16 protein-coding genes are annotated in these 14037 nt (G+C 71.4%); 12 read left to right on the forward strand and 4 right to left on the reverse strand.

Features of this window, described 5'->3' with window-relative positions:
* Window positions 1–1531, reverse strand: a 1531-nt coding sequence (locus AB0C01_RS21585; RefSeq protein WP_357571932.1) for a hypothetical protein, incomplete at its 3' end; no start/stop codon positions are given.
* 24 nt (window positions 1532–1555) lie between these two features.
* Between AB0C01_RS21585 and AB0C01_RS21590 the strand changes: the two genes are divergently transcribed.
* The 10 genes from AB0C01_RS21590 to AB0C01_RS21635 all read left to right on the forward strand — a co-directional run bounded on the left by AB0C01_RS21590 (window position 1556) and on the right by AB0C01_RS21635 (window position 9559).
* Window positions 1556–1975 (forward strand): hypothetical protein, encoded by a 420-nt coding sequence (locus AB0C01_RS21590; protein ID WP_357251669.1) that lies wholly within the window; start codon window positions 1556–1558, stop codon window positions 1973–1975.
* Complete coding sequence (locus tag AB0C01_RS21595) at window positions 1972–2604, forward strand: tetratricopeptide repeat protein (RefSeq protein ID WP_357571933.1); 633 nt, start codon at window positions 1972–1974, stop codon at window positions 2602–2604. The genes AB0C01_RS21590 and AB0C01_RS21595 overlap by 4 nt, the downstream gene beginning before the upstream one ends.
* A gap of 23 nt (window positions 2605–2627) precedes the next feature.
* Window positions 2628–3878 (forward strand): glycosyltransferase, encoded by a 1251-nt coding sequence (locus AB0C01_RS21600; protein WP_357251675.1) that lies wholly within the window; start codon window positions 2628–2630, stop codon window positions 3876–3878.
* Window positions 3879–4283: 405 nt separating this feature from the next.
* Window positions 4284–5387 carry a septum site-determining protein Ssd gene (ssd, locus tag AB0C01_RS21605; RefSeq protein ID WP_357571934.1) on the forward strand — a complete coding sequence of 368 codons (1104 nt, stop codon included), beginning with the start codon at window positions 4284–4286 and terminating at the stop codon, window positions 5385–5387.
* Window positions 5384–6595, forward strand: coding sequence for a TadA family conjugal transfer-associated ATPase (locus AB0C01_RS21610; protein ID WP_357251680.1), 1212 nt, complete (start codon window positions 5384–5386; stop codon window positions 6593–6595). The genes ssd and AB0C01_RS21610 overlap by 4 nt, the downstream gene beginning before the upstream one ends.
* Window positions 6592–7896 carry a hypothetical protein gene (locus AB0C01_RS21615; RefSeq protein ID WP_357571935.1) on the forward strand — a complete coding sequence of 435 codons (1305 nt, stop codon included), beginning with the start codon at window positions 6592–6594 and terminating at the stop codon, window positions 7894–7896. The genes AB0C01_RS21610 and AB0C01_RS21615 overlap by 4 nt, the downstream gene beginning before the upstream one ends.
* The gene (locus AB0C01_RS21620; protein WP_357251686.1) at window positions 7893–8534 is read left to right on the forward strand and encodes a type II secretion system F family protein; all 642 of its coding nucleotides are present in this window, start codon (window positions 7893–7895) and stop codon (window positions 8532–8534) included. Before AB0C01_RS21615 ends, AB0C01_RS21620 begins: the two co-directional genes overlap by 4 nt.
* 22 nt (window positions 8535–8556) lie before the next feature.
* Window positions 8557–8724, forward strand: a complete 168-nt coding sequence (locus AB0C01_RS21625) for a DUF4244 domain-containing protein (protein ID WP_081883916.1) — start codon at window positions 8557–8559, stop codon at window positions 8722–8724.
* A gap of 122 nt (window positions 8725–8846) precedes the next feature.
* The gene (locus AB0C01_RS21630) at window positions 8847–9161 is read left to right on the forward strand and encodes a TadE family type IV pilus minor pilin (RefSeq protein ID WP_357252039.1); all 315 of its coding nucleotides are present in this window, start codon (window positions 8847–8849) and stop codon (window positions 9159–9161) included.
* A gap of 2 nt (window positions 9162–9163) precedes the next feature.
* Window positions 9164–9559, forward strand: a complete 396-nt coding sequence (locus AB0C01_RS21635) for an Rv3654c family TadE-like protein (RefSeq protein ID WP_357571936.1) — start codon at window positions 9164–9166, stop codon at window positions 9557–9559.
* An 81-nt stretch (window positions 9560–9640) separates the two neighbouring features.
* Here the strand turns inward: AB0C01_RS21635 and AB0C01_RS21640 are convergent, their stop codons facing one another.
* The 3 genes from AB0C01_RS21640 to AB0C01_RS21650 form a co-directional block, all read right to left on the reverse strand.
* Window positions 9641–10219 carry a hypothetical protein gene (locus tag AB0C01_RS21640; protein WP_357251691.1) on the reverse strand — a complete coding sequence of 193 codons (579 nt, stop codon included), beginning with the start codon at window positions 10217–10219 and terminating at the stop codon, window positions 9641–9643.
* Window positions 10220–10373: 154 nt separating this feature from the next.
* Window positions 10374–10583, reverse strand: a complete 210-nt coding sequence (locus tag AB0C01_RS21645) for a hypothetical protein (RefSeq protein ID WP_357251693.1) — start codon at window positions 10581–10583, stop codon at window positions 10374–10376.
* A gap of 98 nt (window positions 10584–10681) precedes the next feature.
* On the reverse strand, window positions 10682–13054 hold the full coding sequence (locus AB0C01_RS21650; protein ID WP_357252042.1) for a DEAD/DEAH box helicase: 2373 nt from the start codon (window positions 13052–13054) through the stop codon (window positions 10682–10684).
* Between the two features lie 188 nt (window positions 13055–13242).
* On the opposite strand from AB0C01_RS21650, the gene AB0C01_RS21655 reads away from it, so the two are divergent.
* Together AB0C01_RS21655 and AB0C01_RS21660 are read left to right on the forward strand one after the other, a co-directional pair.
* On the forward strand, window positions 13243–13599 hold the full coding sequence (locus AB0C01_RS21655) for an STAS domain-containing protein (protein WP_357251696.1): 357 nt from the start codon (window positions 13243–13245) through the stop codon (window positions 13597–13599).
* Window positions 13596–14033 carry an ATP-binding protein gene (locus AB0C01_RS21660; RefSeq protein WP_357571937.1) on the forward strand — a complete coding sequence of 146 codons (438 nt, stop codon included), beginning with the start codon at window positions 13596–13598 and terminating at the stop codon, window positions 14031–14033. The genes AB0C01_RS21655 and AB0C01_RS21660 overlap by 4 nt, the downstream gene beginning before the upstream one ends.
* The last annotated feature ends 4 nt before the right edge of the window (window positions 14034–14037 follow it).

The following is a 14037-nucleotide window of genomic DNA, read 5'->3' on the forward strand; positions in this document are numbered from 1 at the left end:
GGGCGAGGTGGGTGCTCAGGGTGCGACGGGTGCTCAGGGCGTGCAGGGCGAGGCCGGTGTCCAGGGCATCCAGGGCGCTCAGGGTGCGACTGGTGCGCAGGGCGCGGCCGGCACTCAGGGTGCTCAAGGTTTTCAGGGCGACGTAGGTGCTCAAGGCGAGGCCGGGGTTCAGGGCGCGGCGGGTGCTCAGGGCGCGCAGGGTGACGCTGGCGCTCAAGGCGAGGCGGGGGTTCAGGGCGCGACGGGCGCTCAGGGCGTCCAGGGCGAAGCCGGTGTTCAGGGTGCCCAAGGTTTTCAGGGTGCGCAGGGCGAGGTGGGTGCTCAGGGTGCGACGGGTGCTCAGGGCGTGCAGGGCGAGGCCGGTGTCCAGGGCATCCAGGGCGCTCAGGGTGCGACTGGTGCTCAGGGTGCGCAGGGCGCGGCCGGCACTCAGGGTGCTCAAGGTTTTCAGGGCGACATAGGCGCTCAAGGCGAGGCCGGGGTTCAAGGCGCTCAGGGCGCGACGGGCGCGACGGGCGCGACGGGCGCTCAGGGCGCGACGGGCGAAGCCGGTGTTCAGGGTGCTCAAGGTTTTCAGGGTGTGACGGGTGCTCAGGGCGCGCAGGGTGACGCTGGTGCTCAAGGCGAGGCGGGGGCTCAAGGCGCTCAAGGCCCTCAAGGCGTGACGGGCGCCCAGGGCGTTCAGGGCGCGGCCGGCACACAGGGTGCTCAAGGTTTCCAGGGCGACGTAGGCGCTCAAGGCGAGGCCGGTGTTCAGGGCGCTCAGGGCGCGCAGGGTGATGCGGGGGTTCAGGGCGCCCAGGGTGAGGCCGGTGTTCAGGGTGCTCAAGGTTTTCAGGGTGCGCAGGGCGAGGTCGGTGCTCAGGGTGCCCCGGGTGCTCAGGGCGCACAGGGTGACGCTGGCGCTCAAGGCGAGGCGGGGGTTCAAGGCGCTCAAGGTGCGACTGGTGCTCAGGGCGTTCAGGGCGACGTCGGCGTTCAGGGTGTTCAAGGTTTTCAGGGCGCGCAGGGCGTTGCGGGGGTTCAGGGCTCCCAAGGCGTTCAGGGCACGCAGGGTGTTCAGGGTGAGGCGGGGGTTCAGGGCGCGCAGGGCGACGCTGGCGTCCAGGGTGCTCAGGGTGCACAAGGCGATGGCGGGGCGCAGGGCGCTCAAGGCGCGCAGGGCGAGACCGGCGTCCAGGGTGCGCAAGGCGCGCAGGGTGGTCAAGGCTTCCAGGGGGTTCAAGGCTTTCAGGGCGCTCAGGGTGCGACTGGTGCGCAGGGCGCGCAGGGCGACGCCGGCGTTCAGGGTGCCCAAGGTTTCCAGGGCGCTCAGGGCGATGCCGGTGCTCAGGGTGCTCAGGGCGACGCCGGCCCTCAGGGCATTCCAGGTGAGCAGGGCGTGCCGGGCGTACAAGGACCTCAGGGAGACATCGGCGCCCAGGGATTTCAGGGCGCCCAGGGCTTTCAGGGTGCTCAGGGCGAGGCGGGCGCACAGGGCGCGGCCGGTGCTCAGGGTGCGCAGGGCGAGACCGGCACTCAGGGTGCCCAAGGTTTCCAGGGTGCCCAGGGCGACGTGGGCGCTCAGGGTACCCAGGGCGTACCAGGACCGCAGGGCGCCACTGGCGCCCAGGGCGTGCAGGGATTGGCGGGCAACGGAATCGAGGCTGCCTACATTCAGGGTCCGCTGACCGTGATTGCGGATACTCCTGTGAATTTCGGCTGCCAGGCCGGAGACATCGCCGTCGGAACCGGATACCAGCTCTCGGGTGCGGGCGTGAACCCGGTGCTGATCCAGCCACTCTCCACAAGTGGCTATCAGTTCACCTTCACCGGTGGGGGTGCGGATATCTGGGTGTCCTGCATTTCGCTCGGCACCCCTGTGGCGTTCGCGCCTGCCGGCACTACATCGGGCCGTACGTCGGCCAACAGCGGCAATTCCAACCGGCCGAACAGCGAGTCGGGCCGCCCCGCAACCGTCACGGAGGAGCAATGAACACGCGTCAGATATTCGGGTCACTTGCCTGTGGTGCGGTCCTGCTGACCGGAGTCGCGGGATGCAGTGACGAACCTGCTGAGAAGCCGCAGACGAGCAGCTCCGGCGACAGCGACAAGGCGAACGGCGACACCAACGCCGGGACCGCTCCGGCGGACCTGCTGAAGCTCGGAGTCGAGCAGGGGCAAGCCGGGAACCTCGACGCGGCGAAGACCACCTTCGAGAAGGTGCTGGCGGCAGAGGCCGACAACAAGTTCGCGTGGTTCAACTTGGGCTTCATCGCTCAGTCGCGCAACCAGCCCGACGAGGCGGTTACCAACTACGACAAGGCGTTGGCTGCCGACGGCAACTACAAGCCCGCCCTGTTCAACAAGGCGATTGCACTGGAAGGTAAGGCCCCGACGACGTCGATTGACATCTACCGCAAGGTGGTGTCGATCGACAACAAGTCGTCAACCGCCTACCTCCGGCTGGGCATACTGCTGTCCCAAACCGGCGACGACTCGAAGGCACGGGACGCCTTCAAGGCCGCGATCCGGCTGGACAAGGGGCTCACCTCTGCCGTTCCGGCGAAGTACCGCCCGACTCCGACCCCGACCACTCGATCCTCGGCTCCGGCGGGTAGGTGAGTGGTTCAATGCACGCCCCGCGGGTGACAGTCTTTACCGGAAGCAACCGCACTCGTTTCATCGACGAATGTTTCCGTTCGCTGGTCGCGCAAACTTTCACCGACTGGGAATGGGTGGTCATTCTCAATCAAGGGTCTCGTTGGCGGCCGGAGAGGCACGACGATCGGATCCGGCTCATTGTCGAGGACAACCTGGACGGCGTTGGTGCCGTGAAGGGGCGCGCCTGCGCCGAGGCCGTCGGGGAGATACTTGTCGAACTCGACGACGACGACCTGCTCAGCACCGACTGTCTGCAACAGATCGTGGACGCCTTCGACGGCAATCCGGAGGTGGGATTCGTCTACAGCGACACCGCGCAGATCCAGGAGGACGGCGGCCGCTGTGAAGACCGTTTCGCGACGTCGTTCGGCTGGCGGCACTACGACGAGAAAGTGGACGGCCGTGAGGTGTTGGTCTGCCGGGCGTTGCCCCCGACACCGCACAACGTGAGCTACATCTGGTATGCACCGAACCACGTGCGGGCCTTCCGCCGGGACATCTACGAGAAGGTCGGCGGATACGACGAGTCTCTCGACGTCGCGGACGACGCCGACCTCATGGCTCGGATGTACCAGGTGAGCGAGTTCCAGCACATTCAGAAATGCCTGTACCTGCAGCGCATGCATGCCAAGAACACGCAGCGCATTCCGGATGTCAACGCCCGCATCCAGCAGCGTACGGTGGAGATCTACGATCGAAACATTCAGCAGAACGCGTTGGCCTGGGCACGGCGGCAGGGCCTCCTGGCGCTGGATCTCGGTGCTGCACACAACAAGCCGGAAGGCTATCTCGGCCTGGATTACCACGATGGGTCGGGCGTCGACATGGTCTGCGACATAACCAAGGGAGTCGACCTCCCGGACAGTAGTGTCGGAGTCATTCGAGCCGCCGACTTCCTGGAGCACATCCCGGACAAGATCAAACTGTTCAACGAGCTTTACCGACTGCTCGCGCCGAACGGGATGCTGTTGTCGCTGACGCCCAGCACCGACGGTCGAGGTGCCTACCAGGATCCGACGCACGTTGCGTTCTACAACGAGAACTCGTTCTGGTATTTCACGGACGCCAACTATTCTCGGTTCGTGCCTGAAATAAAATGCCGTTTCCAGACGTCGCGTCTGGTCACGTATTTCCCGAGTGAGTGGCACCAGGCGCACAACATCCCGTACGTGTCCGCGAACCTCATCGCGATCAAGGATGACGTCCTGCGTAACGGCGGTCCGCTGAACATATGACTCTCGGACGGGCCGCGTCGCCTGTGGAAGCTGCGGAAGTGGATCCACATGCCGTTTCCCGTGCTGTCGAGGCGATCATCACTACCTCGGCGGGATGACGGCGTCGCCTACGCGTAAGACGTGGCGGTGCGGGAGCGTCCGTACCAGATGATCCTCGACGTCGGCTGGACCGACCAGCTTGGCCGACCGTCGACAGCGGGGCCGCTTCCGAAAGGAGCGGCCCCGTTGCCGTCTCGAGCAAGTCGTGCGGTGGCGGACAGGCCGCGCGCGTAGCAGATCAACTGTCTCGGCGGGCGTTGTCCACACCCCCCGAGGTTGTCCACAGGTGGGCGCGGTCGGGCGGCCTGCCGTGCGGTTTCCGAGCAGGGTCGGCGACATACCAGAGCCCGACCGCTGGAGGCCGCGATGCCATCCCGTACCTCGGTTCCGCCGATCCGCCCGCTCCCGCTGGTGGTCACCGGCGACGACGATCTGCTCGATGATCTGCTCCGGCTCGCCGCCGCTGGCGGGACCGAGGTGGAGTTGGCCCGCGACCCGGCCGCCGCCCGTACTCGTTGGCAGCCCGCTCCGTTGGTGTTGCTCGGCGCCGATCAGGCGCAGTCGTGTCTGCGTGCCCGGTTGCCGCAGCGGTCCCGGCTGGTGCTGGTCGGCCGGGTCGGTCAGCTCGACCCCGGCTGGCAGACCGCCGAGCTGATCGGGGCCGAGCACGTCGCCATGCTGCCCACCGCCGAGCCGTGGCTGGTGGATCGGTTCGCCGAACAGGGTCCGGACCGTCCGAACGGTGTCGACGCCCGGATCGTCGCGGTGTTCGGCGGCCGGGGCGGCGCCGGGGCGAGCGTGCTCGCTGGTGGCCTCGCCGTGACTGCCGCTCGGGCCCGGTTGCGCACGCTGCTTGTCGACGCGGACCCGCTCGGGGGTGGCCTCGACCTCGTGCTGGGCTGGGAGCAGTTGGAGGGGCTGCGCTGGCCGTCGCTCACCAGCGCCGACGGGCGCGTGGACGCCCCGGCGTTGGTGCGGGCCCTGCCCAACCGGGGTGACCTGGTGGTGCTCTCCTGGGACCGCGGCGAGATGCTGGCGCTGCCGGCGGCGGCGATGGCCGCGACCGTCGACGCCGCCCGGCGAGGTCGGGACTTCGTGGTGGCGGATGTGCCCCGACAGTTGGACGACGCCGCGGTGGTGGCGTTGCAGGCGGCGGACCAAGCGTTCGTCGTCGTCCCCGCCGAGTTGCGTGCCACCGCCGCGGCCGCTCGGGTGGTGGCCATCGCTGCCCCGCACTGCGCCGCGCTCTCGGTGGTGGTGCGCGGCCCCGCTCCGGGCCGACTACGTGCCACCGAGGTGGCACGGGCTCTGGGCCTGCCGTTGGCTGGCGCGCTGCGCCCCGAGCCAGGGCTGTGCCGCGGACTGGAACGAGGCGAGGCGCCGGCCGCTGCGGGGAAGGGCCCGCTGGCCGCACTCTGCCAGCGGATCGTCACCGACCTCACCGGTGTCCCGGCGACGGGTGCGGCATGACCGGCCGGTCGCAGGACGGCACCCTAGCCGCCCGGGTGCGGCAACGGATCGCTGCCGCCACCACCCCGGTCACAGCGGCGGCGATCGTCTCCGCCGTACGGGCCGAGCCAACCGCTGCGGTGCTCGGCGACAACGCCGTGCTGCGGATAGCCGACCGGGTGCACGACGATCTCGTGGGTGCCGGGCCGTTGGCTCCACTGCTCGCCGACCCGGAGGTCACCGACGTCCTCGTCAACGGGACCCGGGTCTGGGTCGATCGTGGTTCGGGGTTGCAGCAGGTCGCGGTCCCGTTCGGCTCGATCGAGGACGTCCGCCGGTTGGCGCAGCGCCTGATCGCGAGCGCCGGCCGTCGGCTCGATGACGGCTCCCCGTACGCGGACGCCCGGCTCCCCGACGGCACCCGGCTGCACGCCGTGCTGCCGCCGGTGGCGACCGAGGGCCCCTACCTGTCCCTGCGGACCTTCCGGCACCGGCCGTTCAGTCTCGACGAACTGGTCCGCCACGGGACCGTCCCACGACCGGTGGCGCCGCTGCTCGCCGCCGTCGTGGCTGCCCGCCTGGCGTACCTGGTCAGCGGTGGAACCGGGTCGGGCAAGACGACCCTGCTCAACACGCTGTTGGGGATGGTGCCAGCCACCGAGCGGATCGTGCTTGTGGAAGACGCCGCCGAGCTGCGTCCAGGGCACCCGCACGTGATCGGGCTCCAGGCGCGCACGGCCAATGTGGAGGGCTCGGGCACGGTCAGCCTCGGGGACCTGGTCCGGCAGGCGTTGCGGATGCGTCCAGACCGCCTGGTGGTCGGGGAGTGCCGGGGCGGTGAGGTGGTCGACCTGCTGGCGGCGCTCAACACCGGCCACGACGGGGGAGCTGGCACCTTGCACGCCAACTCCCCGTCCGACGTACCCGCCCGGCTGGAGGCGCTGGGCATGCTGGGTGGGCTGCCGCGCGCCGCGCTGCACGCCCAGGTGGCCGCCGCGTTGCAGGTGCTGTTCCAGGTGCGGCGCGGTGATCAGGGACGCGTTCTGGAGTCGATCTGCCTGCTCCTGCCCGACGGACCGGAACGGTTGGTGACCGTGGTGCCTGCCTGGGTACGCGGCAGTGGTCTCGGGTTGGCTGCCCGCGCGCTGGGGGCGCTGCTCCGCGAGCGCGGGGTGGCGGTGCCGCCGATCCTCAGCGAGCCGTGGCCTGGTTCGGCAGGCCCGGCATGACCGGCATGACCGGCGCGACGATGCTGGCGGCGACGTTGCTGCTGGTCGCCGCGGTCCTGGTGGCATGGCCCGTGCACAGCATCCGGGCCCGCCGACGTCGGGTGTTGGCGACGGGACGGCGAGGCGGCGGCACCGATCCCAACGACGCGCTCGTGGAGTGGATCCGGGAACTCGGCCGCACGCCGGACGGCCCGGTCGACGGGCCGGGCGACCCGCTGACCCCGGGTGGCCCGGTCAGCGTTCCGTGCCGGCCACGGACCAGTGCGAATCGGAGCGGGAGGCCTACCGCGCTCGGCTGGCCCAGCCTGGACGTCACCGGCAGCGCGGTCCGGCCCGGGGCGACGGGCGGGTCGTTGGGGAGCGCCCGTCCCGTAGGCCCGACACGTCCCCCAACCCGTCGGGACCCCCGACGTCCGGCCGGCGCCGCTGGGCACGAGGCCAGGATTCCGGACGCCGAAGGGCGGGGTGGCACATCCGTGGCCGAGATGACGATCGGCGGCGGCGATGTGGGGGCGCACCGGACGGACGGCGCTTCGGCCGCGGTGACGACCGCTGGGTGCGGCGACATGGCGGACGTCCCGCCCGGCGGGTCCAGCCCGGCGACGGCCGAGGGACGCGGGGGTGTCGTCCGCCGGGCCGACCGGTTCGTCGGGTCGGCCGATGTCCCGACCGTGGCGGCGCGGGGACGGGTTCGGCGGTCGTCCAGGCGGATGCTTCCGCTGGTCGGGCTGCTGGCTGGTGGTGTCGGTGCGGTGGTCGGCGGCCCGGTCGCAGCGGTCGCGTTGGGTGGATACGCCGCGCTGACCGGGCGGGCGATGCTGCGCTGGCGAGTGAACCGGGGCGCCGAGCGACGGCGGAGACGTGGGCTGGACCAACTGTGTGGCCTCGCGGCGGACCTCCGGGCCGGTCTGCCCGTGCAGCAGGCGATCGAGGCCGCCACCGATGGGTGGGACGGGTCCGACCGGCTGCGTCAGTTGACGGCGGCTGCGGTGCGGCTGGCCGATCGGACCGGCGCGCCGCTGGCGGACCTCGTCGAGCGGATCGAGGCCGACGCTCGGGCGACCGACCGAGGGCTGGCTGCCGCGGCGGCCCAGGCGGCCGGTGCCCGGGCCACGGCCTGGTTGTTGGCCGCGTTGCCGGTGGGTGGGATTCTGCTCGGGTACGGGATCGGCGTCGACCCGGTGGCGGTGCTGCTGCACAGCAGTGTCGGCGGGGTCTGTGCGGTCGTCGCGGTCGCCCTGCAGGTCGTGGGCCTCCTCTGGACGGAACGGCTGGGTGCGACGCCGGGGCGGGCCGGATGATGTCGCGAAGTCTGACAAGCCGTCGCAGTCGAAGCGGTGGGCTGCGGCCGGACGCGATCCGCCTCGCCGCGGCGCTGGGTGGGCTGGCCGTCGCCGTGGTCGCCGAGGGCTGGCTGGGACTGCTCGGTGCGGTCCCGACCGCGTGGCTGTTGGATTTTCTGCTGCGGCGGATCGAGTCACCGGGTGTGCGCACGCGGCGGCTTCAGGAGGCCGCTGACCTACCGCTCGCGGTGGACCTGCTGGCAGCCGCGATGCGGGCGGGCGCTCCGGTGGATCGCTCGGTGCTGGCCGTCGCCGAGGCTCTGGACGGACCGCTCGCGGCGCGCCTGGCCCGGGCCGGCCGCACGTTGCTGCTCGGTGGTGGCCCGGCGGAGGCGTGGTCCGCGCTGAACGGAGTGCCCGGCGCGGAGCGGTTGACCGCAGCGGCGTTGCGCTCGGCCAACAGCGGCGCGGCCCTGGCCGGCGCACTGACCCGACTCGCCGACGACCTTCGTGCCGACCGGGCGAGCGCCGCCGAGGCGTCAGCCCGTCGGGCGGGCGTGCTCATCGTCCTGCCGCTGGGGCTCTGCTTCCTGCCGGCGTTCATTCTCGCCGGCCTGGTGCCGGTGATCGTCGCCGTTCTCGGCGACGTGCTCTGACCCATCGAGAAGGGAAACAGCAATGCGCAAACTCATCGCCCGGCTGCGCGGCGACGCCGGAATGAACACGGCCGAGTACGCCGTCGGCACGCTCGCCGCGGTCGCCTTCGCCGGGATCCTGTTGAAGGTGCTGACGTCCGGCAACGTCCAGTCGGCGCTGACCGCCGTCATCGACCGGGCGCTGAAGTGATCGGGCGCCGGCAGGCTGGCCGCGATCGGAGGCCGGGCAATCCCGAGCGGGCGCTCGACCGGCGGAGAGTCCGCGCTGTCGAGCGGGCCGCCGACGGGGATCGAGGGTCGTTCACCGCCGAACTGGCGGCTGGCCTGCCGGCGCTGCTCCTGTTCCTGCTGGTCGGCCTCGCCGCCGTCAATGCCGTAAGCGCCCAGGCCGGCTGCCTGCACGCGGCCCGGGAAGCGGCGCTGGCCGCCGCCCGCGGCGCGGACGGCAGCGCCGAAGGTGAGCGTGCCGCACCGCCAGGGGCGGAGGTGTCGGTGTCCGTCGACGGCGACCGGGTGTGGGCGACGGTACGCGCGCCCGTCCGGGCGCTGGGCGGCCGGCTCCCTCGGATCACCGTGGTCGCCACCGCTGTCGCAGCCGTGGAGCCCGGCGCTGCCGAGAGGAGTTGATGGTGCGACGGACCCACGGCCCGGACTCCGAGCGACTCGAGCACGGTCCACCGGACGCGCAGCGCGGTGGTGCGACCGTCCTGGTGTTGGCGATCGGACTGGTCTTCCTGTTGGTCGGCACCTTCGGTGCCGCCGTCGCCGCGGCTCAGCTGGCGGGTCAGCGGGCGGCGGTGGCAGCCGATCTCGGCGCGCTGGCGGGAGCCGCCCGCCCACTCGACGGCGAGGCGATGGCCTGCCAGTTCGCGGGCGACACCGCCGGCCGCAACGCGGGTCGGATGGTCGGCTGTCGCCTTGACGGGCTCGACGTGCTGGTGACCGTCGAGGTGGCGTTCACGCCACTCCCCGGACTGAGCCGGGTCGCCACGTCAACGGCCCGCGCCGGCCCGGTGCGCGGTTGATCGACAGCGGCCTGCTGGCCGGGACCAGGGCGCAGAGCCGTGTCCCGGTCAGCGGCCGAGCAGCGGGTGGGGTCGAGGGTGTCAGCGAGCCTGGAGCGCGTCGAGGGCGACGGCCATGGCGATGACCAGGCGGCGGTCGATCTGCGGGTGCTGCACCTCGACGACGTACTTGTCGCGCAGGCCCCACTTCTTGACCACGGTGAAGACCGGCTGGCCGCCGGCGGTGAAGTCGAAGTGGTACGGCAGCCACGACAGGGAGTCGACGAACCGGCGCAGCAGTGCCACGGGCAGGCTGCGCTCCTGGCCCGTCACCTGCGGCAGGCCGGCCTGCTCGACGTGCCACGTCGACCTGAGCAGCGACTGGGCGAAGTCCTTGCGGAACAGGCCGATCGCGGTCCCGGCGGCGTCGGTCACGTCGTACGTGGCGCCGAGGTCGATGCGCTGGCGAGCCTTGAAACCGAGCAGGGGCTGCTGCTTCGAGTCGTCCGTGTAGATCGTCACCTGCTCCTTGAAGGCGAGCCGCTTCTGCTGCGCGAACGCGATCAGCTCACCCTCGGTGCCGTCCGGGGAGACCGAACGGACCTCGTACTGGTTGACCATCATGCGCAGCCGCTGACGGACATGGAACTGGTGCTGGCCCTGCAAATTGTCGTACTGCATCTGAGCTCCTCAGGGGGTTGGTCCGCCGGAGTCTCGCACAGCCCGACAACTGTCGCGCTCCTTGCCATCGACGATCGCAGAATGCTGGGTAGCCGTCGTGGGTCGTCGAACGACTACCCCAGCATCCCGGTGCCCGTGCGGTGAAAGGGGTGGGTCAGCGCCCGTCGGTGGTGGTCGCGGCGCGCACCGCCCAGGTGTTGAGGACCTGGTGGATGACGCGCAGGCGTTCGTTGATCTGGTCCAGGCGTTCGGCCTGAGCCAGGTTGGCCAGCGCGGACCCGAGCGCGATCTGCTGGTCGAGGGTGAGTTGATCCTGGTCGATGGTATAGAGCAGGTCGACGGTCTCGGCGATGGTGTCGGCCACGGCTTCTCCTCGGGCACGGGGGGCGATCAGCAACAGAGAGATCGATGGAAGCGCTCCCACACATTGTGCCCAGCGTCAGGCCGATTCATGCAAGTCGCTCATTCGGGCAGGTTCGCCAACACCACGTCGAGCACCCGGATCGCGTCCGGCTTGGAGAGCGGATTGTTGCCGTTGCCGCACTTCGGCGACTGCACGCAGGACGGGCACCCGGTCTCGCAACCGCACTCGGCGATCGCGTCCCGGGTGGCCCGCAGCCACGCCGACGCCGTGCCGTACGCCCGCTCGGCGAACCCCGCGCCACCCGGGTGCCCGTCGTAGACGAAGACGGTCGGCGCCTCGGTGTCCGGGTGCACGGCGGTGGAGAGCCCGCCGATGTCCCACCTGTCGCAGGTGGCCATCAGCGGCAGCAGGCCGATCGCGGCGTGTTCGGCGGCGTGCAGCGCACCTGGCACGTCGGCCGGCTGGACCCCGGCGAGGGTCAGCGACTGCGGCGACAGGGTGAACCAGACCGCCACCGTGCGCAGCTCCCGGGTGGGCAGGTCGAGTGGTCGGGTGTCGATCACCTCGCCGGTGGCGATCCGCCGGCGCTGGTACGACACGACCTGACTGGTCACGTCCACCTCGCCGAGGAACATGCCGACCGGCCCGGCGTCCACGTACGAGCGCACCGACACCACGGACACGTCGGTGACGTCGCGGGCGTGGGTGGACCAGTCCGGCTCCTCGGCGTGCACGAGCGCGCAACCGTCGGCGAGGTCGAGGTCGTCGACCACGTACGAGACGCCCTGGTGCAGATAGACCGCGCCGGAGTGCAGCAGGAAGTGCGAGGACCCACCGTCGACGGTCCCGAGCAGCCGGCCGGTCGACGACTCCACCACGCACACCGGGGCGCCGCCCTCACCGCGCAGATCCACCTCGGGCCGCTCCCGGTGCCGCCAGTACCAGCCGGTGGGCCGCTGCCGCAGCGCCCCGGCGGCCACCAGTTGGTCGACGGCCTCCTTCGCCCCGTCACCGAAGAGCACCAGGTCGGCGGGGGTGAGTGGCGCCTCGACCGCGGCGCAGGCGAGTTGCGGCGCCAGCACGTACGGGTTGGCCGGGTCGAGCACTGTCGCCTCCACCGGGGCGCCGAAGATCGCCTCGGGGTGGTGCACCAGGTAGGTGTCCAGTGGGTCGTCCCGGGCCACCAGCACGGCGAGGGCCTCCTGCCCGGAGCGCCCGGCGCGGCCCGCCTGCTGCCACAGCGACGCCCGGGTGCCGGGGTAGCCGCAGATCAGCACCGCGTCCAGCCCGACCAGGTCCACGCCCAGCTCCAACGCGTTTGTCGAGGCCAGGCCGAGCAGGTCGCCGTGCAGCAGGGCCCGTTCCAGCTCGCGCCGCTCCTCGCGCAGGTAGCCACCCCGGTAGGCGGCCACCCGGTCGCCGAGCCCCGGCACCGCGTCGTCCAGTGCTCGACGCGCGTTGGCCGCCACCACCTCGGCGCCCTTGCGGGAGCGGACGAACGCGAGGGTGCGTACCCCCTCGGCGACCGTGTCGGCGAGCAGGTCCGCGGTCTCGCGCAGCGCGGACCGGCGGACCTGGTGGAGGTCGTCGTGTTCACCTGTCGCCTGTGGTGGCACCGGAGAGGAGGAGCCGCTGTCGGGTGGCAGTAGCGGCGGCTCCCAGAGCGCGAAGGTCACGCCGCCGCGCGGCGACGCGTCCTCGGTGACCGCCGTCACCGGCAGTCCGGTCAGCCGCCCGGCGGCGGTCGCCGGGTCGCCGGAGGTCGCCGAGGCGAGGACGAAGACCGGGGTGGCCCCGAACCGGGCGCACTGCCGGCGCAGCCGACGCAGCACGTGCGCCACGTGCGAGCCGAACACCCCTCGGTAGGTGTGGCACTCGTCGATCACCACGTACGCGAGTCGGCGCAGGAAACCGGACCACTGGGCATGACCGGGCAGGATGCCGTGGTGCAGCATGTCGGGGTTGGTCAGCACGAACCGGGAGTGCCGGCGGATCCACTCCCGCTCGGCGCGCGGCGTGTCCCCGTCGTAGCAGGCGGGGCGTACCCCTTCCAGTTCCAGTGCGGCGACGGCCCGTAGCTGGTCGGCGGCGAGCGCCTTGGTCGGCGCGAGGTAGAGCACGGTGGCCCGAGGGTCGGCGAGCAGGGTGGCCAGCGCCGGGAGTTGGTACGCCAGTGACTTGCCGGACGCGGTGCCGGTGGCGACGATCACGTGCTGACCCTCGTACGCCAGGGTGGCTGCCTCGGCCTGGTGCTGCCACGGCGCGGTCACGCCGCGTCCGGCGAACGCCGCCCGCAGTTCCTCCGGTGCCCACGACGGCCAGGGCGCGGGCACCCCGGCGCGGGCCGGCACCCGCTCGACGTGGGTGACCGGGTCGCCGGCGCCCCGGGCGCGGAGCCGGCGCAGCAGGTCGACCGGCGCTGGCCCGGGGCCGGGACCAGCGGATACGGTGGCCGCGGACGACGACTCCAGGTCGCGGCGCGGCGTGCCGCGCGCGGAGCTGAAGTCGTCGGAGGTCACGCCCTGCACTCTCGCACTGGTGTTCGGAGATGAAAAGTCGGACACCGGGGTAAGGGGAAGCCTCCGCTGGTGTCCGCAGGCCGCCCCGGCGGTAGTGGTTAGATGCCCACGAGAGTTTACGGCTCTGGCGAGGAGGACCGATGGAGCTGTCGCTGGCGACCCGCACCGAGGGCGAGCACACGGTGCTCGAGGTCGGTGGTGAGGTGGACGTCTACACCGCGCCCCGGCTCCGTGAACGACTCCTCGAGTTGATCGATGGTGGCGCCCGGCACGTGGTGGTCGATCTCGACCGGGTGGACTTCCTCGACTCCACCGGCCTGGGTGTGCTGGTCGGCGCGCTCAAGCGGCTGCGGTCGGCCGGAGGTTCGTTCGCCCTGGTCTGTGACAAGGAGCCCCTGCTCAAGATCTTCCGGATCACCGCACTGGACCAGGTGTTCCCGTTGCACCCGACGGTCGACGCGGCGATCAGCGCCGACTCGGCGGGCGCCGGCGCGTGATGGCGACCGTCAAGCTCTCGTTCTCCCCCGCCCCGGTGCACGTGCGCACCGCCCGGCTGGTCGGCGTGGCCGTCGCGCGCCGCGCCGGGGTCCGGGAGGACCTGCTGGACGAGGTACGCCTGGCCATCGGTGAGGCGTGCACCCGCGCGGTGGCCCTGCACCGGCAGTACGGGCTGCCCGACCCGGTGCTCGTGGAGATGTCCGACGGCGGTTCGTACGCGGTGCGGGTGGTGGACCGGGCGCCGATCGAGGCGGGCATCGGCCTGACCGCGCTGCCGCCGGACGCGTTGGCCAACGAGTCGCTCACCGATGAGGCGCTGACCACCGGCGTCGGATTCGCGCTGCTCGCCGGTTTCGTCGAGGACCTGCAGGTGCGCCCGGTCGACGAGGGCATCGGCACCGAGGTGCGGATGGTGTGGCCGGTCGGCCGCTGACCCA

The sequence above is a fragment of the Micromonospora sp. NPDC048905 genome (genome assembly GCF_040649655.1).
Taxonomy (GTDB): domain Bacteria; phylum Actinomycetota; class Actinomycetes; order Mycobacteriales; family Micromonosporaceae; genus Micromonospora.

Coding starts and splice junctions, on each gene's coding strand:
- AB0C01_RS21595 (WP_357571933.1), top strand. CDS start 1,972: ATGAACACGCGTCAGATATTCGGGTCACTTGCCTGTGGTGCGGTCCTG.
- ssd (WP_357571934.1), top strand. CDS start 4,284: ATGCCATCCCGTACCTCGGTTCCGCCGATCCGCCCGCTCCCGCTGGTG.
- AB0C01_RS21610 (WP_357251680.1), top strand. CDS start 5,384: ATGACCGGCCGGTCGCAGGACGGCACCCTAGCCGCCCGGGTGCGGCAA.
- AB0C01_RS21615 (WP_357571935.1), top strand. CDS start 6,592: ATGACCGGCATGACCGGCGCGACGATGCTGGCGGCGACGTTGCTGCTG.
- AB0C01_RS21620 (WP_357251686.1), top strand. CDS start 7,893: ATGATGTCGCGAAGTCTGACAAGCCGTCGCAGTCGAAGCGGTGGGCTG.
- AB0C01_RS21625 (WP_081883916.1), top strand. CDS start 8,557: ATGCGCAAACTCATCGCCCGGCTGCGCGGCGACGCCGGAATGAACACG.
- AB0C01_RS21640 (WP_357251691.1), bottom strand. CDS start 10,219: ATGCAGTACGACAATTTGCAGGGCCAGCACCAGTTCCATGTCCGTCAG.
- AB0C01_RS21655 (WP_357251696.1), top strand. CDS start 13,243: ATGGAGCTGTCGCTGGCGACCCGCACCGAGGGCGAGCACACGGTGCTC.